20 protein-coding genes and 1 pseudogene are annotated in these 21,040 nt (G+C 41.9%); 9 read left to right on the top strand and 12 right to left on the bottom strand.

Going from position 1 to position 21,040, the window contains the following annotated elements:
- Positions 1–128: 128 nt before the first annotated feature.
- Positions 129–884 (top strand): ATP-binding cassette domain-containing protein, encoded by a 756-nt coding sequence (locus tag A3775_RS07440; protein ID WP_066377917.1) that lies wholly within the window; start codon positions 129–131, stop codon positions 882–884.
- Between the two features lie 166 nt (positions 885–1,050).
- On the opposite strand, the gene A3775_RS07435 is transcribed toward A3775_RS07440, so the two are convergent.
- Positions 1,051–1,821, bottom strand: a complete 771-nt coding sequence (locus tag A3775_RS07435) for a response regulator transcription factor (protein WP_066377918.1) — start codon at positions 1,819–1,821, stop codon at positions 1,051–1,053.
- 536 nt (positions 1,822–2,357) lie between these two features.
- Between A3775_RS07435 and A3775_RS07430 the strand changes: the two genes are divergently transcribed.
- Complete coding sequence (locus tag A3775_RS07430) at positions 2,358–2,606, top strand: DUF6761 family protein (RefSeq protein ID WP_066377919.1); 249 nt, start codon at positions 2,358–2,360, stop codon at positions 2,604–2,606.
- Positions 2,607–2,959: 353 nt separating this feature from the next.
- Here the strand turns inward: A3775_RS07430 and grxD are convergent, their stop codons facing one another.
- Both grxD and A3775_RS07420 read right to left on the bottom strand, forming a co-directional pair.
- Positions 2,960–3,283, bottom strand: coding sequence for a Grx4 family monothiol glutaredoxin (gene grxD / locus A3775_RS07425; protein ID WP_066377921.1), 324 nt, complete (start codon positions 3,281–3,283; stop codon positions 2,960–2,962).
- A gap of 102 nt (positions 3,284–3,385) precedes the next feature.
- A complete protein-coding gene (locus A3775_RS07420) occupies positions 3,386–3,643 on the bottom strand; it encodes a BolA family protein (protein ID WP_066377922.1) in 258 nt (85 codons plus the stop codon).
- A gap of 124 nt (positions 3,644–3,767) precedes the next feature.
- Here A3775_RS07420 and A3775_RS24980 point away from each other — a divergent pair.
- Positions 3,768–4,013, top strand: a pseudogene (locus tag A3775_RS24980) (zinc ribbon domain-containing protein); the annotation flags it as partial.
- 287 nt (positions 4,014–4,300) lie between these two features.
- Here the strand turns inward: A3775_RS24980 and A3775_RS07415 are convergent.
- Complete coding sequence (locus tag A3775_RS07415) at positions 4,301–4,879, bottom strand: hypothetical protein (RefSeq protein WP_066377924.1); 579 nt, start codon at positions 4,877–4,879, stop codon at positions 4,301–4,303.
- A 172-nt stretch (positions 4,880–5,051) separates the two neighbouring features.
- On the opposite strand from A3775_RS07415, the gene A3775_RS07410 reads away from it, so the two are divergent.
- Positions 5,052–7,157 carry a S8 family serine peptidase gene (locus A3775_RS07410; protein ID WP_066424391.1) on the top strand — a complete coding sequence of 702 codons (2,106 nt, stop codon included), beginning with the start codon at positions 5,052–5,054 and terminating at the stop codon, positions 7,155–7,157.
- Positions 7,158–7,261: 104 nt separating this feature from the next.
- On the opposite strand, the gene A3775_RS07405 is transcribed toward A3775_RS07410, so the two are convergent.
- The 3 genes from A3775_RS07405 to grxC all read right to left on the bottom strand — a co-directional run bounded on the left by A3775_RS07405 (position 7,262) and on the right by grxC (position 9,091).
- Positions 7,262–8,032 (bottom strand): 1-acyl-sn-glycerol-3-phosphate acyltransferase, encoded by a 771-nt coding sequence (locus A3775_RS07405; protein ID WP_066424389.1) that lies wholly within the window; start codon positions 8,030–8,032, stop codon positions 7,262–7,264.
- A gap of 99 nt (positions 8,033–8,131) precedes the next feature.
- Positions 8,132–8,587 carry a tRNA adenosine(34) deaminase TadA gene (gene tadA / locus A3775_RS07400; protein ID WP_066378211.1) on the bottom strand — a complete coding sequence of 152 codons (456 nt, stop codon included), beginning with the start codon at positions 8,585–8,587 and terminating at the stop codon, positions 8,132–8,134.
- Between the two features lie 192 nt (positions 8,588–8,779).
- Positions 8,780–9,091, bottom strand: a complete 312-nt coding sequence (gene grxC / locus A3775_RS07395; protein WP_066377929.1) for a glutaredoxin 3 — start codon at positions 9,089–9,091, stop codon at positions 8,780–8,782.
- Between the two features lie 263 nt (positions 9,092–9,354).
- Here grxC and glpX point away from each other — a divergent pair, with 263 nt between their 5' ends.
- Together glpX and A3775_RS07385 are read left to right on the top strand one after the other, a co-directional pair.
- Entirely contained in the window at positions 9,355–10,392 is a 1,038-nt protein-coding gene (gene glpX / locus A3775_RS07390) for a class II fructose-bisphosphatase (protein WP_066377930.1), read from the top strand.
- Positions 10,393–10,577: 185 nt separating this feature from the next.
- Entirely contained in the window at positions 10,578–11,864 is a 1,287-nt protein-coding gene (locus A3775_RS07385; RefSeq protein WP_066377931.1) for a glutamyl-tRNA reductase, read from the top strand.
- Positions 11,865–11,948: 84 nt separating this feature from the next.
- On the opposite strand, the gene A3775_RS07380 is transcribed toward A3775_RS07385, so the two are convergent.
- Positions 11,949–12,731, bottom strand: a complete 783-nt coding sequence (locus A3775_RS07380; protein WP_066377932.1) for an ABC transporter ATP-binding protein — start codon at positions 12,729–12,731, stop codon at positions 11,949–11,951.
- Entirely contained in the window at positions 12,721–13,854 is a 1,134-nt protein-coding gene (locus A3775_RS07375; protein ID WP_066377933.1) for a branched-chain amino acid ABC transporter permease, read from the bottom strand. Before A3775_RS07375 ends, A3775_RS07380 begins: the two co-directional genes overlap by 11 nt.
- 259 nt (positions 13,855–14,113) lie before the next feature.
- Here A3775_RS07375 and A3775_RS07370 point away from each other — a divergent pair, with 259 nt between their 5' ends.
- The 3 genes from A3775_RS07370 (at position 14,114) to A3775_RS07360 (ending at position 16,411) form a co-directional block, all read left to right on the top strand.
- Positions 14,114–14,311, top strand: coding sequence for a hypothetical protein (locus A3775_RS07370; protein ID WP_066377936.1), 198 nt, complete (start codon positions 14,114–14,116; stop codon positions 14,309–14,311).
- A gap of 151 nt (positions 14,312–14,462) precedes the next feature.
- Positions 14,463–14,720 carry a cytotoxic translational repressor of toxin-antitoxin stability system gene (locus tag A3775_RS07365; protein WP_066378216.1) on the top strand — a complete coding sequence of 86 codons (258 nt, stop codon included), beginning with the start codon at positions 14,463–14,465 and terminating at the stop codon, positions 14,718–14,720.
- A gap of 104 nt (positions 14,721–14,824) precedes the next feature.
- Positions 14,825–16,411: a glucose-6-phosphate isomerase gene (locus A3775_RS07360; protein ID WP_066377937.1), complete on the top strand. Its 1,587-nt coding sequence runs from the start codon at positions 14,825–14,827 to the stop codon at positions 16,409–16,411.
- A gap of 206 nt (positions 16,412–16,617) precedes the next feature.
- Here A3775_RS07360 and A3775_RS07355 read toward each other — a convergent pair whose 3' ends face one another.
- The 3 genes from A3775_RS07355 to A3775_RS07345 form a co-directional block, all read right to left on the bottom strand.
- Positions 16,618–17,277, bottom strand: a complete 660-nt coding sequence (locus A3775_RS07355; protein ID WP_066377939.1) for a Nif11-like leader peptide family natural product precursor — start codon at positions 17,275–17,277, stop codon at positions 16,618–16,620.
- Between the two features lie 296 nt (positions 17,278–17,573).
- Complete coding sequence (locus A3775_RS07350) at positions 17,574–19,022, bottom strand: DUF1802 family protein (RefSeq protein WP_066424387.1); 1,449 nt, start codon at positions 19,020–19,022, stop codon at positions 17,574–17,576.
- Positions 19,023–19,024: 2 nt separating this feature from the next.
- Positions 19,025–20,824 (bottom strand): P-loop NTPase fold protein, encoded by a 1,800-nt coding sequence (locus A3775_RS07345; RefSeq protein WP_339373760.1) that lies wholly within the window; start codon positions 20,822–20,824, stop codon positions 19,025–19,027.
- Positions 20,825–21,040: the final 216 nt, after the last annotated feature.

Below are 21,040 nucleotides of genomic sequence, written 5' to 3'. Positions count from 1 at the left end.
CATTAGTAGGGTGCGTCAGATGTAGAAAATCTGTGATTGTTTCGCCAATTCTCGCTGCTGACGCACCCTACACCAGACTTTCATTTTGAATTTTGAATGAGAGAATTTTGAATTCGGAGCGAAGCGACGTGACAGCCCAAATACAGCTAGAGCAAGTTAATTTATTTGCCAAGCTCAAAACTCAACTCCAGGGATACCCCATATTGCAAGATATTTCCTTTGAGGTATCATCTGGAGAACGTTTAGCCATTGTCGGCCCTACTGGTGCCGGTAAAACTTCTTTATTAAGATTAATTAACCGCCTCAGTGAACCCAATAGCGGCAAAATTTATCTAGAAAATCAAGAATATCGCCAAATCCCGGCGGTTCAACTGCGCCAGATGGTGATGTTGGTATTACAAGAGCCAAGGCTACTGGGGATGACAGTTCAGCAAGCCTTGGCTTATCCTTTAGTTTTGCGTGGTTTACCTAAACAGACAATTCAGCAAAGAGTCAATCACTGGACAGAACAACTGCAAATTCCCCATGATTGGTTAGGACGCACTGAATTACAACTTTCGGTTGGACAAAGACAGCTAGTAGCGATCGCCCGTGCTTTAGTCATTCAACCGAAAATTCTCCTGTTAGATGAGCCAACCTCTGCTTTAGATATCAATACCGCCTCCCATCTGATGCAAGTCTTAACCCAACTCACACACACCCATCAAACAACAATTTTGATGGTGAATAACCAACTCGACTTCACCCAGATGTTTTGTCATCGGCTGTTATACCTACAGCAAGGACGTGTATTAGTAAATCAAACAGCCGCTAACATTGACTGGGTTGACTTGCGACAAAGGTTGATGCACGCCACAGCGCAAGCAGATGCAGAATGGAGTTAGTCCCAACACTCAACATTTAAAACTCACAAGCAGTGAGGCTGATTTTTTTGGCAATTTTCTAGTCTGGTAATCTCGAATGTGCAGATAACTTAAAAATGCAAAAATCTCTTGCCTCCTGACCTTGAAATTTTAAATTAACCTGGGCGCAGCAATTGACGGTTTTTTTCTATGATATTTGTCCACTCAAAGTCGAGCGTGGATTACTAAACCTCTCCTTAGCTAACTTAGTTTGTGTTTGGGGAAGATTAGCATTCAAAATTTCCATGTTAAATCGGTATCCCACGTTACGGATAGTCTGAATCAGGCTAGGTTGACGGGGATCAAGTTCTACTTTTTTGCGTAGCGATAAAACATGAGTGTCAATGGTACGTGGATTATCAATAGCATCCGGCCAAGCACGGCGCAATAGTTCCGAGCGACTTAACGGCACTCCTCCAGCTTGCGCCAAAACGTACAGTAAACTAAACTCCTGGGGCGTTAAATCAATAAACTCCCCTTGGAAACGAACCCGTCGCTGCACTAAATCAATTTGCAAACTCCCATAATCCAAATAAGCAGGTGCTGTTGGTGTGCGCTTACGGCGAATTAAAGCCTCTACCCGCGCCAAAAACTCCTGCATTCCAAACGGCTTACTCAAATAGTCATCGGCTCCAGCTTTTAAACCTGCCACAATATCCGCTTCGTTGCTCCGAGCAGATAGCATTAAGATTAAAGGCTGTTGCTGGCGATGTAACCAACGACAAAACTCCATGCCGTCGCCATCTGGCAAATCAGCATCTAAAATAACTAAAGTCGGTTGATGGCTTAAAAACAGTTCTCTTGCTTGATATATGCTAGCTGCCTGATGTACCCTATACTCCAACTGTTGCAAGTGCCAGCCCAGCAACGACCTTAGATGGGGATTCCCCTCTACGATTTCAATACAAACCGAACCCACGGCTGCAAAATCCCTTAGCGTCGATGAATTTCAAAGTAACAAGCCCATGCTCAAGGTTTTGTAGTCTTTGTTACTCCAAGTGCAATTCCCTTGACATTTCCTGATCAGAAGTGTTGGTGATTCGGTGAATTCATCTCTTACCCAAGACTGAGTTAGTCATATTCGGCAATTTTTGTTAGACTAAATCAAAGGTTGTTTCCGGTAAACATCCTACTTTTGAATGAGGACAATTTGCCAAAACTCTACTATAAGCCCAGCCAATCTTTGCCATTCTAGAGCTAACTGCGCTCTGAATGAATTAATACTTACACAGTCTCATCCACTCTGGCTACTGTACCAAAACTAACTATAAAAATACCTTATAACAACATCTGGTTGCGATTTTTATGGAATAGGATTTAACTATACTGTAGCTGCTGGAGAGATTGCCACAAGCAGATCCAAACAATTGTTATCGATTTCCAAGAATAAATAACACTTCACTTTTTAGTCTGAATCAATTACAATTCTCATTCCAAAGAGATCAAAAAGCAGTTATGCTCCAAGACACACAAACCATCCGCTACTACCAACGCATTACCGATGCCTTCGTCGAGTTATGGAATCGCGGTTATCGCACGGATGACATGAGGATGTATTTGGATGGATATCTAGCCGCGCTGCGACACAGTAACGTGATTGAACCTTATCTGATTCACCGTTTGGAGGAAGAAGCTAGCCGCTACCTGTACGATGCTTCAAATTTCGTCATGGTACAACCACAACCACAGCCTGATTATTATTAACAGCTACTCAAAGGTGTAAATCACCTCTCTAGCCGCAGATGATTATAACATATTATCTGCACAGGTCAAGCACTACGCTAGTGTGAATTTTGGGAATCAAAAAGTTATCTCCCTGCGCGAGAGGGAACTCTTAACAGGGAACAGGGAACAGAGAAGAAATAGGGTTGGAAGGAAAAACTTGTGGCAAGGGAAGTTAACTCTCCCCAGGCTAGGGTTAGAGTCACCACCCACAGGCGGCAAGTCTAGATGGGGGATTTAAACCCCCATCTCTAAGAGAAGCCCCGCTATGCGTGTCTACACAGATATCTCCTGTTCCCTATGTCCTGTTAAGAGTTCCCCGTCCATAAAAAATATTATGAAGCTAGTGCGACTTCTACCATTTGTTGCAACTCACCATTTTGGTAGAGTTCAATCATGATGTCAGAACCGCCGATGAACTGACCATCAATATATACTTGGGGAATAGTCGGCCAGTTGGAATATTCTTTAATACTCTGACGAACGTCGTAGTCGCTAAGGACATCAAAGGTTTCAAAGGGAACTCCCAGAGTATTGAGAATCTGCACAACGTTGTTAGAGAAACCGCATTGAGGCATCAACTTGGTTCCCTTCATGAAAACCATAATTTTATTTTGTGCGATTAAGTTATCAATTTTCGCTTTGGTTTCTGGTGTCATGGCTTTTGTGTTTCCTAGTTTTGTTAATAGTCAAGAGTCAAGAGCATAAATAGTCAATAGTCGAGATTTCAGCGATCAAACTGGAATATTGGACTATTGATTCTAGGAAGCGGCTGTTGCTTGCCAAGCTTCGGGAGTATAGGTTTTTAATGCCAAGGCGTGGATAGCTTCAGTAGACATAGCTTGACGCAACGCACCATAGACTAACTGATGCTGTTGCACCAGTCCCTTACTTGCAAACTGCGATGAGACGACTGTCACCTGATAGTGATCACCACCACCAGTCAAGTCTTGCACTTGAACCTGAGCATCTGGCAGTTCCGCTTTGATCATTGTCTCAACCTGCTGCGGAGTAATCATCGCAATTCCTGAAAAACTTACTTTTCTATCTTAATGGAGCAAGAGGACTCCCGTTACAGTCGCTAGACTTAACGGGATGATGAATTGCGACCAACATAAAAATTGAGCGCAGCGAATCATTATTTTGGTTGTTCTTGTTTCTCAACGTAATTTTTTAACTGTACATGATGCTGGTTTTGGTATACTGCTTAATTTCATTAGCTACAAACTAGAGAGAGAGGGGAGTAAATTTATCCAAGTTGACAGATTCTTTCCCAGTACAAAGCTTTGTTTCTGTTGCGGATATAAGAATGATTTGCTGAACTTAAGTATCCGTGAGTGGATTTGTCCAAGTTGCCAAACAACCCATGACAGAGATGAAAATGCTTCACGGAACTTGAGAGCAGAAGGGATAAGAATACTAACAACAAATACTGTGGGACACACAGAATTTCAAGCTTGTGGAGAAGCAGTAAGACTCGTTGGTACTTGTACCAAAAAGCGTGTTTCTGAGAAGCAAGAATCTCCCGCTACATTGCGTTAGCAATTAGCGGTGAGAGTGTCAATATTAGCAAATCATAGAACAGATGCTGATGCGAAATTGCTGGGGAAAGGATTTCCAGTTGAGAAAATCCCCACTTGTACAGTCAGCCAGAAAATGATACAGAACTGACTTACTTACCTTTGGGATGAGGAACTACTACCGCCTTGTCTGGGATAGGGAGCATCAACAAAACCCAATTCAAACAATTGCTGATAGGCTTTTTTACCTAATTCTCGTGTAGGGTTTTGACTTTTAATAATTTGAATCAACAAAGGTACAGCTAATTCTGGCTGATTTTGCGCGCGATGTACCAATGCTAACTGATAGGTTGCCTCATCCCGCTTTTGGGCAGTCATGAGAGCTTTTTGACGTTGGGAATCAGAAACGCGAATATCAATCCCAGAGAAGCTAGAGTTTAAATCTTGGTAGAAATTGGATAGTTGATTATAAACCTGACGTGCTTCTTGCAGTTTTTTAGCAGCTAAGGTGTAATTTTGAGCAGCCACAGCTTGCTCCGCCTCTTTCATCAAACGTTCTCCACCAGCAATGCTCAACAGGCTGTCATTTTGAGCAGTAGGACGTAGGTTATTCGGACTATTAGGATCGATAGGCTGTACTTGGTTCTGAGCATGGACAGGAGTTAGCAGACTAAGAACTGCTATCACCGATAGAGAAGTTAAACGAACTAAAGAAGCAGGAGCAGCGACTTTCATGGGGTGAATTTGTGCAACAACTATTAAAAAATAGAACAAGGTAGAGAAACTTCGGGTATCTTAACTCTGTTTTGGTTTTTCACAAAACGAAGCTACGTACTGAGTTTCTGTGATTTAGACTGAAAATCGGTTTTATAGAGTTCCCATAGCTTCTGCAACTACTAGAATCGTCATGAACCCTCGCAATCACTCCTCTGATTCTTCAACCACAGGTGTACCAGCAAGTAGCTTGGGATTAGTTCTCCAACGGGGTGGGGAAGAATTAATCTTAGAGAAAGCTGTCTTCTGCTTCACCGTCCGTTTTGTCCCCGATTTTCCTGTGCAACAATTATCGCAGGTTAGTTGGGGTATTTGGCAGCGCAGTATTACCCAAGCTCGACTAGAACTATATCAGGTAACGCCTGACCACATCGAGGAGGCGATCGCCCAAGCTCGTGCTGATGAGAATGTAGCTTTTGCCAGTCATGCTTACACACTCCAGGATAACCCAGGAACTTACGTTTATTTAAGCGACCAAATTACAATTCAATTTGCCGATGGAGTAGATACTGTCAAGATTAATCTGATTGCTGCTACATTCCACCTCATCCAACATCAACCCATCCAGGGTTTACCCAATGCTTTTGTCTTTGTGGTGAGTAAACACGCCACAGCAAACCCTGTTAAAATCGCTAATCAATTGCAAGGTATCCCAGAAGTATTAGTAGCAGAACCGAATATACTTATACAAACAGAACCCCATTACCAACCCCGTGACACCCTTTACACTCAGCAATGGTATCTCAATCATAACGGTGGTTATGAGTTAAGCGCGGGTTCTCATATCGCAGTAGAACAGGCTTGGGATATGACACGCGGTGTGCGTTCTGTGGTTGTGGCTGTGGTGGATGATTCTTTTGATTTAAACCACCCAGATTTTCAAGGTGTTGGTAAAGTTGTCGCGCCCAGAGATTTAAGGGAAAACGACTTTTTACCTTTGCCTGATGGTAGTAAGGCGAATAGTCACGGTACAGCCTGTGCAGGGATAGCGGTAGCTGAAGAAAACAGTGCGGGAATTGTGGGCGTTGCGCCTGGTTGTGCATTGATGCCCATCCGTACTACAGGATTTTTAGATGATGAGTCAATTGAGCAGATATTCAACTGGGCAATTGAAAAAGGTGCGAGTGTGATTTCTTGTAGTTGGGGGGCAGCTGCTGTTTACTTTCCCTTATCGTTGCGTCAACGGGCGGCAATTACCAGAGCCGCTACACAAGGACGCAATGGTAAAGGTTGTGTAGTTTTATTTGCGGCAGGTAACGCCAACCGCCCAATTAGCGGTACTGTGTATGAGCAGAATTGGCCGGATAATGTTTTACGAGGTTTAACAGATTGGCTCAGTGGTTTTGCGGTGCATCCTGATGTGATGACAGTCGCGGCATCCACTAGCATGAACAAAAAAGCCGCCTACAGTAATTGGGGAGCTAATATTTCTGTATGTGCGCCTAGTAACAATGCTCCTCCGGGTATGTCATTTCCAGAGAAGGGTTTTTTGTATACGCAACCCATGATCCAAAGTTCCCTAATGGGAAGGGGAATGTTGACAACTGATCAAATCGGCGCGGCAGGTTATGATCCAGGGAACTTTACAGAAAACTTTGGTGGTACTTCTAGTGCTACGCCAGTAGTAGCAGGAGTAGCGGCGTTAGTTTTATCAGCAAATCCTGACTTAACAGCCGCACAAGTCAAACGCATTTTAGAAACAACGGCAGATAAAATTATAGACCTTGACCCTGACCCGCAGTTGGGTTTACGTGAAGGAACTTACAACCAAAATGGACATTCTCAGTGGTTCGGTTACGGTAAGGTGAATGCGGCTAGGGCTGTACAAGCTGCTTTGCAAATGCAGCCGAATAAATCAGTTGCTAGTCAACAAATTAAGGTGAGTAATACTCGCCCCATAGAGATACCAGATAATAATAGACAGGGTATTAAGAGTGCGATCGCTATTTCTCAAACGAGTGCAGTTAAAGATATTCAAGTTACAGTTAATATCCAGCACGATTTTTTAGGTGATTTAGAAATTTATTTAATTGCTCCGAATCATCAACAGGTGTTGCTGCAAAATCGCACTTTGGGATGTCGGACTCAGTTAAATACTAGATTTACACTGCGATCGCACCCCATTCTCAAACAGTTACTATCCCAGTCTGCTAAAGGACTTTGGCAGTTATGGCTAATTGACTACGCACCCCAAGATGTCGGTAAACTCAACAGTTGGGAATTGAGTTTAGGGGTTTAGTTATTAGTCATTAGTCATTAGTCATTAGTCATTAGTTATTAGTCATTAGTTATTAGTCATTAGTCATTAGTTTTTCTCCTCCGCTTCCCTAGTCCCTAATACCATCAAGAATTGGGAAGTTCTGCCAAAGCATGATGACTCACAGCTAGTTGTTGAGTGCTTAATTGTTGTAGCGACCTGGTTAAATCCTCTGTTAACCGTTTGGCGTTTTGTTTGACTTGACCATTGATATAATCTTGCACATCAATGGCGGAACCAATGTTGATGCTGACATCTGTACCCCAACTGGGATAAGGCTGACTGTAATTGATGCCAACTGGTAGAATTTTTACCCCCAGTCCGGGATGATGGGATTCTGCACTTAAAGCTAAACGAGCTATACCGGGCTTTAAGGGGTGGATTTTGCCATCTCTAAAGATATTACCTTCGGGATAAATGACTAACATTTGTCCTTGATGTAGGACTTCTACCGCATGACGGAGAGTTGCGATCGCCGGGTGTTTGGTATCCACAGGAAATCCGCCCATGCGACGTACCAACCAACCTTGTAACCCTTGGCATTCAGTCAGAGTTACCATAAATTGTAAGTCTCTACCCGTAACATAACGACCTGTGGCATAGGGTAGAAGTATTGAATCCCAACGTGAGCGATGGGTGGGTGCTAAAATTACAGGCCCAGACTGGGGGAGATTTTCTTGTCCCGTAACTTGAATTTGCCCAAAATAGCCGGGTAAAACGATGTGATATCCCAAAAAATAGGCTAGAGGAGTTAACCAAGGTGAAATTCGCCCACTACTAACAGCCACCTGGGAATTTATAGGTTTTTCTGTGGGTTTGATTGTGCAGGGATGAGACACAGAGTAAATATCGATCATGACGGTAGCTGCTTTAAGCGGTAGAATAAGGCGATAAATGATTGGTATAATCACACCGTAGAGTTTCTTTGTGAATTTGTGTGATTACACTGGACAGTTCTACCTCTGTCCGTTAGTTTTATCCTGTCGCCTAGTGGCAAACCAACTTTGTAAATGTTGGCGACAAGCTGATTCTAAAATCCCTCCGACAACTTGCAGACGATGATTAGATGCAGCACTATCGGGGATGTTGATAACAGTACGAACTGCGCCAGTTTTAGTATCGTCCACTCCATAGACTAGCTTGCCTAAACGTGCTTGTACTATCGCCCCTGCACACATAGGACAAGGTTCTAAGGTGACGTACAAAGTACAATTATGAAGCCGCCAAGTTTGTAAGGCTTGGGTGGCGGCTCTAATGGCGATAATTTCTGCATGGGCTGTTGGGTCATGGTCACGCTCTTTTCTGTTTTCCCCTTCAGCAATTAAATTACCATCAGCATCAGTAATTACCGCACCTACAGGAACTTCCCCCGCATCCCCAGCGATTTTTGCCAACTCTAAGGCTCGGTTCATCCAGTGGCGGTAAATTAAATATTCGGAGTAGTCGGGGTATTGGGGACTAATCAATTCAAAATTCAAAATTCAAAATTCAAAATTAGATATTTGTAGGGTGGGCATTGCTTGCCAGTTGCTAAGACCTTGAGTTTTAAGTTGTTGGCAATGCCCACCTGACTTAGACCACTGTAGTCAACACTCAGCACTCACTCAAGCTGACTGTATTAACATCGGGTCTAGTTGAGCTTTGGTGTCTAGTTGATAAAGGTCATCACAACCGCCAATGTGTTGGTTATTGATGAAAATTTGGGGTACTGTGCGGCGACCGTTGGCACGTTCGGCCATTTTGGCTCTTGCGGCTTCGTCTCCATCGATTTTGTATTCGGTGAAATTTACACCTTTCCACCACAACAACATTTTGGCTCTAATGCAGTAAGGGCAAGTTTGCCAAGTATAGATTTCTACATTGGCTTTGATTCGTTCGGGATGGCGACCAAGTATAGGATTGAGGAAGTCAAACATAGGTTTTTATTTTATGGTTTTTTGAAGATTGTAAATGAGTCAGTAATTTTTGTTTTACCACTCAAGGTTAATTTTATTAATTTAAGAGCGATCGCATTTGGGCAAATCCTCTGCTCAAGCCTCCCTAATCTAAATTAGCAGCAAAACTTAACACTTATGTGAGTGAATACTATTTTCCACAGGTATCCGCCCTTTGGTAGACTTAAGAACTGAAATGGCCAGATGAAAAGACACAAAAGTCAAGCAGTTGAGAGGGCGACTCTGTGGAAAATACACTTGGATTAGAGATTATTGAGGTAGTAGAACAAGCCGCGATCGCATCTGCGAAGTGGATGGGTAAAGGCGAGAAAAACACTGCTGACCAGGTAGCAGTGGAAGCAATGCGGGAGCGGATGAATAAAATTCAGATGCGTGGTCGCATTGTCATCGGTGAAGGCGAACGTGATGATGCGCCCATGCTGTACATCGGTGAAGAAGTTGGTATCTGCGCCCGTCCAGATGCTAAAGATTTATGTAACCCCGATGAATTAATCGAAATTGATATTGCGGTTGACCCCTGCGAAGGTACAAACTTGGTAGCTTATGGACAGCCTGGTTCAATGGCTGTGCTGGCTATTTCTGAAAAAGGTGGATTATTCGCGGCTCCTGACTTCTACATGAAGAAATTAGCCGCACCACCAGCAGCTAAGGGTAAAGTAGACATCAACAAGTCAGCCACGGAAAACCTCAAGATTCTATCTGAGTGTCTAGACCGCGCTATTGAAGAACTGGTAGTAGTTGTGATGAAGCGCGATCGCCATAACGATTTAATCAAAGAAATCCGTGAAGCAGGTGCAAGAGTACAGTTGATTTCCGACGGTGACGTAGGTGCTGCTATTTCTTGCGGCTTTGCTGGTACTAATATTCATGCGCTCATGGGTATTGGTGCTGCTCCTGAAGGTGTGATTTCCGCCGCCGCAATGCGTGCTTTAGGTGGACACTTCCAAGGTCAACTGATCTACGATCCAGAAGTAGTCAAAACTGGCTTGATTGGCGAAAGCAAAGAAGCCAACATTGAGCGTCTGAAGTCTATGGGTATTACTGACCCCGATAAGGTCTATGATGCTCATGAACTAGCATCTGGCGAAACTGTTCTGTTCGCAGCTTGCGGTATCACCTCTGGAAACCTGATGCAAGGTGTGCGCTTCTTCCACGGCGGCGCAAGAACTCAAAGTCTGGTTATTTCCAGTCAGTCTAAAACTGCTCGCTTTGTAGACACCATTCACATGTTCGAGCAACCCAAAGTTGTCCAACTGCACTAGGGACTAGGGACTAGGGACTGGGGACTGGGAAAGCATGGAAAGCAAGGGAAGCAAGGGAGGCAGGGGAGGCAGGGGAAGAAAAATCCCATGCCATTCGCCCAATCCCCAATCCCCAGTACCCAATCCCCAATCCCCAATCCCCAATCCCCAATCATTAATCACCCATTACTAATTACCGATAAGAAATGAATATTGCAGTGGTGGGGTTAAGCCATAAAACAGCCCCAGTTGAAATTCGGGAAAAGCTGAGTATTCCAGAACCACAAACAGAAAGCGCGATCGCTCACCTAACCAGCTATCCCCACATTGATGAAGTTGCAATTCTCAGCACTTGTAACCGCTTAGAAATTTACATTGTTGCTGCTGAAACTGATCATGGCATCCGGGAAGTCACTCAGTTTCTATCTGAATACAGCAAATTACCTGTAAATTCTCTCCGACAACATTTATTTGTACTGCTGCATGAAGATGCAGTCATGCACGTGATGCGGGTTGCTGCTGGCTTAGATAGCTTAGTCCTGGGAGAAGGACAGATTCTAGCTCAGGTGAAAAATACTCACAAACTGGGGCAGCAATATAACGGTATAAAAACAATTTTGAATCGATTATTTAAACAAGCAATTACAGCTGGTAAGCGTGTCCGTACAGAAACTAGCATTGGTACTGGTGCTGTTTCTATTAGTTCGGCGGCTGTGGAACTAGCACAAATAAAGGTAGAAAATTTAGCTGCCTGTCGAGTGGCTATTCTCGGTGCTGGGAAGATGTCCCGGCTGTTGGTACAACACCTAATTTCTAAAGGTGCTACACAAATTAGTATTGTCAATCGTTCCCGCGATCGCGCCCAAGAATTAGCAAAGCAGTTTTCTGAACAACCCATCCGCACACATTTACTATCGGAAATGATGGAAGTAATTTCCGATAGTGATATGGTATTTACTAGCACATCCGCAACTGAGCCAATACTAGATCGGGCTAAATTAGAGATGGTTTTAGCACCTAACCAAGCTCTGATGTTATTTGATATTTCCGTACCGCGAAATGTCCACTCAGACGTGAATGATTTGCCTAATGTCCATGCGTTCAACGTGGATGATTTAAAGGCGGTAGTCGCCCAAAACTACGAAAGCCGCAGAAAAATGGCTCAAGAAGCTGAACGGCTGTTAGAAGAAGAAATAGAGGCTTTTGATATTTGGTGGCGCAGTCTAGAAACAGTTTCTACAATTAGCAGTCTGCGGAATAAAATCGAAACTATACGGGAACAAGAATTAGAAAAAGCTTTGTCCAGATTAGGTTCAGAATTTGGCGACAAACATCAAGAGGTAATAGAAGCCTTAACAAGAGGTATTGTTAATAAAATTTTACATGACCCGATGGTGCAGTTGCGAGCGCAACAAGATGTTGAAGCTAGAAGACGCTGTATGCAAACCCTACAAATGTTATTCAATTTAGATGTAGGTGAGCAGTTTAGTTAAGGGGATAGAGATTTAAAAACTCTAATAGTGTTTCTGGATTGATCATAAATCTAATTAGCAGTATGTCTAATTAGATTTATGTAATTATTGTCCCAAGTAAGCTTGTAAAACTTGGGGATTAGTTTGAATTTCTGCGGGAGTACCGTCGGCTAAATTTTGACCTTCAGCTAATACCCAAACGCGATCGCACAAGGACATGATCACATCCATATTATGTTCAATAATCAGAAAGGTCATGCCGTCGTCACGGTTCCATTGGAGAATGCGATCGCATATATCATCAATTAACCTAGGGTTCACCCCGGCGGCTGGTTCATCCAACAAAATCAACTTCGGGTTAGTCATCAAAGCCCTACCCATTTCTAACAGCTTACGTTGTCCACCCGACAAACCACCAGCATATTCGTAAGCTTTATGGGCTAATCCCACAGATTCCAGCAAAAACATTGCTCTTTCTTTTAATTGCTTTTCTTCTTTCCCTACTACCTGCGGTTGAAACTGTACTTGCCAAAAATTCTCTCCTGTTTGTTTCTGCCCTGCTAACAGCATATTTTCTAACACCGATAAGCGGGAGAGTGTGCGGGCTACCTGAAAAGTGCGGACTAAACCCTGCTGGGCGATTTGGTGGGGTTGCAGATTTTGGATCGGTTCACCGTCAAATATTACCCGTCCTTTGTCGGGACGAATAAAGTTTGAGAGTAAATTAAATAAAGTAGTTTTACCAGCACCATTGGGGCCAATCAAGCCTGTGATGCTACTTTTAGCGACTTCAATGTGTGCTTCTTGCACAGCTTTGATACCACCAAAGTTTTTACAAAGTCCACTAGCTGCTAACAGGGGAAGTGGGGATGATTGGTTATTTACCAAGGGTGAGTTCCTCCTTTTTCCCTAAGATACCTTGAGGCCGCCAAATCATCAGCACCATCAAAATTAAACCAATAACCATGATGCGGAATGCACCTAAACGCGCTTGATCCAGAGGAATAATTATTGGTAAAACTTCACGAGTAATGGCATCGTAGGCAAAGTAAATGACAGCACCTAAAATAGTGCCGACATTATTACCAGAACCGCCTAAAATGACCATAATCCAAGCGTCAAAAGTTAGCTGGGGCTGGAAATTATCCGGGTAAATCGCGCTGATTTGCCAAGCGAAGAAAGCACCAGCGACACCGGCGATCGCACCCCCTAACATTAAGGATTGTAACTTGTACCAAAAGACATTTTTACCCACAGCTTTGGGGACTTCTTCATCCTCACGGATAGCTTTGAGAACTCTACCCCAAGGCGATCGCACTAAATACTCTAACCGCCAAAACACAAACGCTAACACCAACAGCGATAACAACATTAAACCCGCTTTGGGAATGTAGTTATACAGTGTGATTACTCCAGAAATATAAATTGCCGTTGCCAATAAACCTAAAACACCGCCTACGACTAAACGAGTGGTAAATTCTCCCTTAGTACCGACTCTAGCAGTCTGATCAGCAAACCGTAATTTTTGGGCGGTACGAATCCACCGCCACAAAGAAAACACAGTAATCGCCAACAACAGCGTTAGCAAACCAATCATCACCAACCGAAACCACAAATTAGGCGGTGTCAATAGGGGAATAGGGTAACTTTGGACACCAAACGCCCCAGATACCCAGGTATTACCTACAGGTAATTCTTGGTTATTCACCACCAAACGAATCAATTCACCTGTGCCGATGGTGACAATCGCTAGGTAATCTTCCCGTAGACGCAACGTTACCAAACCGATAACCAAGCCCAGCAAAGAAGCGACTACTGCCCCAGCAATCGCGGATATCAATAACGGAACACCCTGTAAACTCAACAATACAGTAGTGTAAGCCCCCAAGGTCATAAAAGCGATATGACCAAAGTTAATTAACCCTGTAAAACCCCATTGTAAATTCAGTCCTAAACTAAACAGGGCAAAGGTGGCTGTAGAAATTGCCAAGAAAATTAGATATTCAATCATTAGTCATTAGTCATTAGTCATTAGTCATTGGGCATACAAGAGGAATTGGAACAGGGTGCAGGGTGCAAGGGGGAGAAGAATTTCCTTTTCTCCCTGCCCCCTGCCCCCCTGCCTCTTCCGCTTCCTCTGCTTCTGCACTATCCACTCCCTACTCCTTACTCTTTCCAATACATTAGCTTGATGAGACTCATTTATCGCCGTTAACAGTTGCCAATTTTTGGGAACAATACTTTTGTGTTGTGGGTAATGTAAAGAGTAGATGAACTTGCTAAGAATTAGAATCCATCACTTAATTGAACAATTAGGGGATGAAGAACTGGAAAGCGTTTGGCATGATATCCACGCGTTGCATTGTGACTTTTATATGCGTAAAGCTATACAACAAGCCCAGCGATCGCTGCAACCGTGGGATATATTAACTTATGATGAAGCCGTTAGGATGTTGATGTTTGTTTAGGAATAGGGACTGGGGATTGGGGACTGGGTACTGGGTACTGGGTAAAAGTTATTTTTCCCCTGCTTCCTCATCCTCCTCATCCTCCTCATCCTCCTCATCCCCCTCATCCCCCTTATCCCTCTCATCCCTCTGACTTTCTAAGGTGAGTTTAGTGAATCTAGAAATGCGCTATGCTATGTCTTTTTTAGTAGACTTGAAAAATTTAGAACCTGCTGCGTATCAGCGAGTATATGAGTTTGTGTTTAATGAGTTTGCTGAAAAGTGGCCTTTGCATTCCCTACCAGAACTGCGACAACTGGATGAGGAAGGAATATTTCATCGGTTTACTATTGATAATTATCTGATTGGCATAGAAATTAGGGGTGAGATTGTCAAATTTCTTCGCGTTATACCTATGCCAGATGTTTAGGGTGAGGAGTTTCTCCAGACTTAAAACTGTATAAGACAAAGCAGGGATGGGTCTACCGTTAAATTAAACTGGTGTTTGAAGGACACTTTACAAGAGATTTCCCTATGGATGCGAAGGCACTTTGGCAAAGATACCAAGATTGGTTATATTTCCACGAGGGATTAGGACTGTATCTAGATGTCAGTCGGATGCGTTTTGATGATGCCTTCGTGAATTCGTTAATGCCGAAGTTTGACAAGGCGTTTGCGGATATGGCTCAATTGGAAAAGGGTGCGATCGCTAATCCTGATGAAAACCGCATGGTTGGACACTACTGGCTAAGAAACCCAGACTTAGCACCCACTCCAGAAATTACACAAGAAATTGTCCAAACCTTAGAACAAATCGAAGCCTTTGCGGAAAAAATCCACACAGGTGCGATTCATCCCCCCAAAGCCAGCCGCTTCACCGATATTATATCTATTGGCATTGGTGGTTCTGCCCTCGGCCCTCAATTTGTCGCTGAAGCCCTCGCCTCAGAATTTCCACCCCTGAAAATTCACTTTATCGATAATACCGATCCTGCGGGTATAGATCGAGTTCTTACTCAACTAAGAAATCATCTCTCTAGCACTTTGGTGTTAGTTATCTCTAAATCTGGCGGCACACCAGAACCCCGCAACGGCATGATTGAAGTCAAAAAAGCCTATGCTGGACAAAATTTAGATTTTGCTCAATATGCAGTAGCTATCACCAGTGCTGATAGTAACCTGGATAAATTAGCAACATCTGAAGGTTGGCTAGCAAGATTTCCCATGTATGATTGGGTGGGTGGACGTACTTCCGAAATGTCCACTGTGGGCTTAGTTCCCGCCGCATTGCAAGGGATTGATATCCGCGCCATGCTAGACGGTGCCAAAGAAATGGATGACGCTACCCGTGTCGCTGATGTGAAAAACAACCCGGCGGCGTTGCTGGCTTTATCATGGTATTTTGCTGGTAACGGTAAGGGTGAAAAAGACATGGTTGTTTTACCCTACAAAGACAGCTTGCTGTTGTTCAGCCGTTACTTGCAACAGTTAGTGATGGAATCCTTGGGTAAAGAGAAAGACTTAGATGGTAATACTGTTTATCAAGGTATTGCTGTTTATGGTAACAAAGGTTCAACCGACCAACACGCTTATGTACAGCAGTTGCGTGAAGGTGTACCCAATTTCTTTGCTACTCTAATCGAAGTTTTAGAAGACCGTCAAGGTGTATCTCCAGAAGTAGAACCAGGTGTAACATCTGGTGATTATCTCTCTGGTTTTCTGCAAGGAACTCGTCAAGCCCTTTATGAAAATCAGCGCGATTCGATTACAGTCACGATTCCCCAAGTTAACGCCCGCACTGTCGGCGCGTTAATTGCTTTGTATGACCGTGCTGTGGGTTTATATGCTAGCCTAGTCAACATCAACGCCTACCATCAACCAGGGGTAGAAGCTGGTAAAAAAGCGGCGGCGGCAATTCTTGATCTGCAAACCAAAGTAGTAAAATTACTGCAAACCGAAAAAACCGCCCTATCTTTGGCAGAAATCGCCAACAAAGTGGGTGCGGCAGATCAAGTTGAAGCTATCTACAAAATTCTGCGTCATTTGCAAGCTAATCAACGCGGTGTAGTCTTCCAGGGAAATCTTGCACAACCCAGCAGTTTAAAAGTTTCTCTGGGCTGAAACTCTCACTGAATTATCACGGTATTGTTCAACAAAGATTTATTTTTACCAGCATCCTAATTTTTAGGATGCTTTATTTTATCTTTAAAAAATGTAATACCCATATCCCCGACTTCTTTGAGAAGTCGGGGATATATGCCATCATCATTTTATGTTTAATTATGTTGACCTACTTAATCAACTTTTTCCTATTCCCTATTCCCTATCTATAGGTTTTGACTGACGAAGTGTTGCATAAAGTAGCTTTTGGGTAGAAAGCATCGATCAAGTAAGAAAGGATCATCAGTATATTGGGATAGGAAAACTAAGGGTTGATCTTTGTGGCAAAATGGTCGTACAAGTCCCCATTCTTCCGCTAACCAAATCCAATATCCGATTTCTATTTTTCCGTAGTTTGATACGGTGTCTATTTCCCCAACACTGTTATTGATGGGGACTAATTCAGGTGATGCTTTGATGTCAGTTAAGAGCCAAGCTAATTCATCTACAGTAAAGGAATAACCATAATTAGCGGCTATATTGATGAACTGCTTCGGGTTTTTCGCTGCTAGCAATTTATCTTTGAGTGCTGGTGTTTTTTGTGCTAAATCAAGGAATTCCCAAATCTGCTTTCTTGTCACTACAAACCAAGCTAGTTCTTCAGGAGTTAAAATATAACCGTTTTGTTTGGCAATGTTAATAAAATCCTCAAGGTTATAAGCTTCACCTAGTTGGTGTTTGATGCAGACATTTTGCTCGACAAATACTAAAAAGTCTTTGATTTTCTGCCATGTAAACTTATTGAATTGGCTATGGTTTTTTATCTTTTCTTTCCAAGTTAAATATTCTTGCTCCTTGAGAAAGAAATTCCAAAGCTGGTAATACATGATTCATTTTTCCTGAAAATTAAAAATACGCTTATTTATTCTGATTTTCAGTGTAATCCGTATATCCTTAGTTATCGACAGTATTATTTTTCAGATTTTGGTAAATATAACTACTCAAAAACTCAGCATAAAAAATGCTCAATAGTACGTTTAATTTATTAACTAAAGTTGAAAAAGCTACAAACAATTAGATGCGATCGCTCATTTTTTATGTTAAGTTTTATTAATGATAGTTTTGGTAGACACAACGTTAAACATCAATACAGGCTGTGTCTTGATGTATTGGGTTAAGATGATTAGTTGAGTGGTAAATCGCGGAGATAGTAAAAGCGATCGCTTGTCCAATCACTACCTTTAATTCTGCCTAAATAGCCTGTTAAGGGTGAAGCAAGTTCAATTAAAATTTCGTGCATTTCTTCTGGTTTTAGGGGCTGTGGCGGATTTGAACCGAAGTAAGCACCATGTAAAGCGTCAACACCAGCAGAGGTTATACCTGAGTGTTGGAGATAGGTTTTAACAAGGTTGACTAGGTGCGATCGCAATTTAATATTTTGTGCAACTTGATCAATATAAGACTGAACTTTATCGTCAGCTAAACCAAAGGGTGCTTGTTGCAAATAATCTTTTAATTCTAACAAATTGATAGAATTTTTATGGCGTGTTTGCAGTTCAACTAATTTTTGTAGAGTTTCCGGGCGAATGATATTCATTTCTTCTTCCGTAGCAGTTCTTAAAGCGTAGTTAGTTAAATCTCCAGCAGCAACAATTAATTTAATCGCTTGTTCATACTGGAATTTACCGAGATGATTTCGTCCTATTTTGAGTAATTGTGCAGGTGTACCATCAGAAACTTTCTCTGTTTTAGTAGCTTTGCATTCTCCAACTATTGGGAAAGGTGCTTCAGCATAAAAATCCATACCTCCAGCACCACCCGTTGCATCGGGATTTATTCCTGAACCAGTAAAGCCTAATTTTACTAAACCTCGACGCACTAATTTTTCAAATGTATGTCCGTCGCTAGAATTGCCAACTTCAGCAATTTTTTCAATCCAGACTAAATCTGAATCTAGTGTAGTTTGCTGACTCTCACTACTCCAACCAAGAAGTCTTTTAATATCATCTTCTAATTCTTTAGCGGCTGGGTTAACCTGATAAATTTGTGTTAAAGCACTCTGTAATTCTTCTAATTCAGGATGCTGTGGCGGTTCTAATTTTTCTAGTTGCTGTTTGCGTTGAATAAATATGTAATCACTCAAGACTGGCTTTGTTTCATTCACAGTTAGAGAGTTAGGTAAATCCACAAACTGACGATTTTGAGATTCTAATGCAATCTCTAGAGGTTCAGATAGCAAATATACACGCAAATAAGCCAAAAAAATATAAGGTCTTTGTGCAAGAATTTTCTCTAATGCCTGTGCAGTCCATATCGTTAAACAAGATACAGACTTTAATGATTTGGATTTATCAAGCATTTCGCACCATTCGCACCTCGCCCAAGCTTTAATTACAGCTTTTTCAACATCTATGTTATTAATAAGTTGTTGTGCAAATGGTAAAAAAAATGATTGATATTGTTCTTCATTAGGGAGTAAATTAGTCGATACACTTGTGGGGTATAAAGCAAACTTCTGCCCCGAATTGATTAACTTTCGAGGCATTGCAGCAATCATTCGCCCCTGTATTAAAGCTTCAACATCAGGGGCGGGTAGACATAAGGCATTATAAATCTTCACTGATTCACTCATTTTTAACTTAACAACTCGCTTAAGTCGTCTGAGTCGTCTGTTTCACTTGTACTCAAAGACCCAAATAATTCATCTATTAATTCATTATCTTCTTCATCATCAACAGCAGGCATATCACCAGATGGATTGCTTAAAATTTCTCGAAGCAAGAGATTATCAGACGTAATCTTGTTTTTATCAATTACATCAAAAATCAACTCTTCTGTTAATTGATACTGCTGCTGCTTTTGATAAACACCTAAAACTGCGATGAGCGGGCGAATTTGCTCTTCTATCAAATCGACGTGTTCCCCACCTTTTTCTGATATAAGTTCGTTCAGAAGTTTATATGCTTCTGAGTGCTTCTTCATTTGTTCTATCTTAGATTGGGAACGAACTAAACAACCACGAGTTAGTTCAAATGTTTCATAGTCAATTAAACGTTTTAATGCTGCTGTTAATGTAAGTTGCGAGTATTGTATTACCGAAACACCTATTTTTGCTTGTCTGCCATTTTCAGTAGCAATGATTTTGAAGTTGATAAATTTTTTATCCATTGAGCTAGGCATATTGTGTGCTTTAGGTTGGATATCTCTTATAACTTCTTCAATGAATACTCCTTCTAAAGTCTGACCTTTTAAAGTCTCAAATCCAAAATATAGAGCTTCAGCAATTAGAGAACTATCTTCTAGATAATCTCCAATATATGCCTCATTTTCCCTTTTGAATGCCAGTTCAAATCTCTCTAATGGCTCAGATGGCAGAGGTTCTTCATCAATCTTAAAGTTATCTGCACACCACCGCAAAGCTTCTCTGACACTTGGTTTACTTACTTTGCCATATTCTCTTAGCTGACTTTCTTCAAATGGGTAAAGTGGATGAGGAGGAATTAAGTTTTTTGCTCCGTAAAACTCTTGCAACCAAACATTGACTAATTCAACCATTGAATCGCCACTAACGTATTTTAAATCTATAGGTTTTCGTTGTGTAAATTTTGAAATTCTATCAGGTGTACCCCCTGGAATTGAATTAACTTTATCTCTCCATGTTTCAGGTAACATTACTGTGAGAATAACCACACCTTGACTAAGTTCAGAGTTTTCAAGGGTATCATGAATAATTTTGACAAAATTAGCAATTACACTTTCTGTAGGCAGTCCATCATCCGTAGAGTTGTTTTTAACATCTATTTCGTCAAAACAAATTACAACTGGATTATAGAAACTAACCAAATTCAAGATTTGCTGAATATTTTTGAGAGCTTCAGCTTCTCTATCTTGATTTGTTTTGCTAGGATTAGGTAATCCCAATTCATCAGCGTTGAATTGAGCTAATTCTTCGCCAGATAACCATTTGATTGCAAAAGGTGCTTGAGTTTCTGAAAGCGTCCACAAAATAGCCCGAAGAATATAGGGATCTGCATTGGGTTTGTTTTTGAGAACTTGTTTTTGCAGAGCATTCATTAAGTTTTTATTTTTAGCCAAACTATTTGCATAGGCTTGGTCAAATTTTTTAACTAAGTCTGCTGGAGTGGGGGAATTTTCACTTCTAACTTCGTTTGCTATGGCTGCTGCTACTTCCTGCCACTGCATAACCGACTGACTACCTGTTTTGCTCAAACTATCTGCCAAGGTTTGCTGAAATTGATACTTAATCAGATTTAAATCTGTATAGTTATTTCCACCTGCATAGACGAATAAAGCACCACCATCTTTTTCCAGTTGATGACGAATGCGACTGAGGAGGTGGGTTTTACCAACTCCCTGTTGTGCAGTTATGGCAATTGAAGTCACCTTATCATGACTAGATTGGCTGGTTCGCACCAATTCAATCGCCTGAAAAACCGCATCAGAAGCATGAGCATTTAAGGTAGGTACGTCTAGGGATTTCTTCCCCCAGATATCCTGTTCTTTGACAATCCCAGCATTGGTAAATGGATTGTGACTGTGAATGGCCGCATTGACGGCTTCTATAGGAGAGGTGGAGTTATTCGTCATAGTGATTCTTTAGGGTGTGAGGCACTACACAGGGTTTAGTAT

The sequence above is a fragment of the Anabaena sp. 4-3 genome (assembly GCF_001597745.1).
Taxonomy (GTDB): domain Bacteria; phylum Cyanobacteriota; class Cyanobacteriia; order Cyanobacteriales; family Nostocaceae; genus Trichormus.
Note: the sequence above shows the minus strand (reverse complement) of the source record. Positions and strands in the feature narration are given on the sequence as shown.

Coding starts and splice junctions, on each gene's coding strand:
- A3775_RS07430 (WP_066377919.1), top strand. CDS start 2,358: ATGCTCCAAGACACACAAACCATCCGCTACTACCAACGCATTACCGAT.
- grxD (WP_066377921.1), bottom strand. CDS start 3,283: ATGACACCAGAAACCAAAGCGAAAATTGATAACTTAATCGCACAAAAT.
- A3775_RS07420 (WP_066377922.1), bottom strand. CDS start 3,643: ATGATTACTCCGCAGCAGGTTGAGACAATGATCAAAGCGGAACTGCCA.
- A3775_RS07415 (WP_066377924.1), bottom strand. CDS start 4,879: ATGAAAGTCGCTGCTCCTGCTTCTTTAGTTCGTTTAACTTCTCTATCG.
- A3775_RS07410 (WP_066424391.1), top strand. CDS start 5,052: ATGAACCCTCGCAATCACTCCTCTGATTCTTCAACCACAGGTGTACCA.
- A3775_RS07405 (WP_066424389.1), bottom strand. CDS start 8,032: ATGATCGATATTTACTCTGTGTCTCATCCCTGCACAATCAAACCCACA.
- tadA (WP_066378211.1), bottom strand. CDS start 8,587: ATGAACCGAGCCTTAGAGTTGGCAAAAATCGCTGGGGATGCGGGGGAA.
- grxC (WP_066377929.1), bottom strand. CDS start 9,091: ATGTTTGACTTCCTCAATCCTATACTTGGTCGCCATCCCGAACGAATC.
- A3775_RS07385 (WP_066377931.1), top strand. CDS start 10,578: ATGAATATTGCAGTGGTGGGGTTAAGCCATAAAACAGCCCCAGTTGAA.
- A3775_RS07375 (WP_066377933.1), bottom strand. CDS start 13,854: ATGATTGAATATCTAATTTTCTTGGCAATTTCTACAGCCACCTTTGCC.
- A3775_RS07370 (WP_066377936.1), top strand. CDS start 14,114: ATGAACTTGCTAAGAATTAGAATCCATCACTTAATTGAACAATTAGGG.
- A3775_RS07360 (WP_066377937.1), top strand. CDS start 14,825: ATGGATGCGAAGGCACTTTGGCAAAGATACCAAGATTGGTTATATTTC.
- A3775_RS07355 (WP_066377939.1), bottom strand. CDS start 17,277: ATGTATTACCAGCTTTGGAATTTCTTTCTCAAGGAGCAAGAATATTTA.
- A3775_RS07350 (WP_066424387.1), bottom strand. CDS start 19,022: ATGAGTGAATCAGTGAAGATTTATAATGCCTTATGTCTACCCGCCCCT.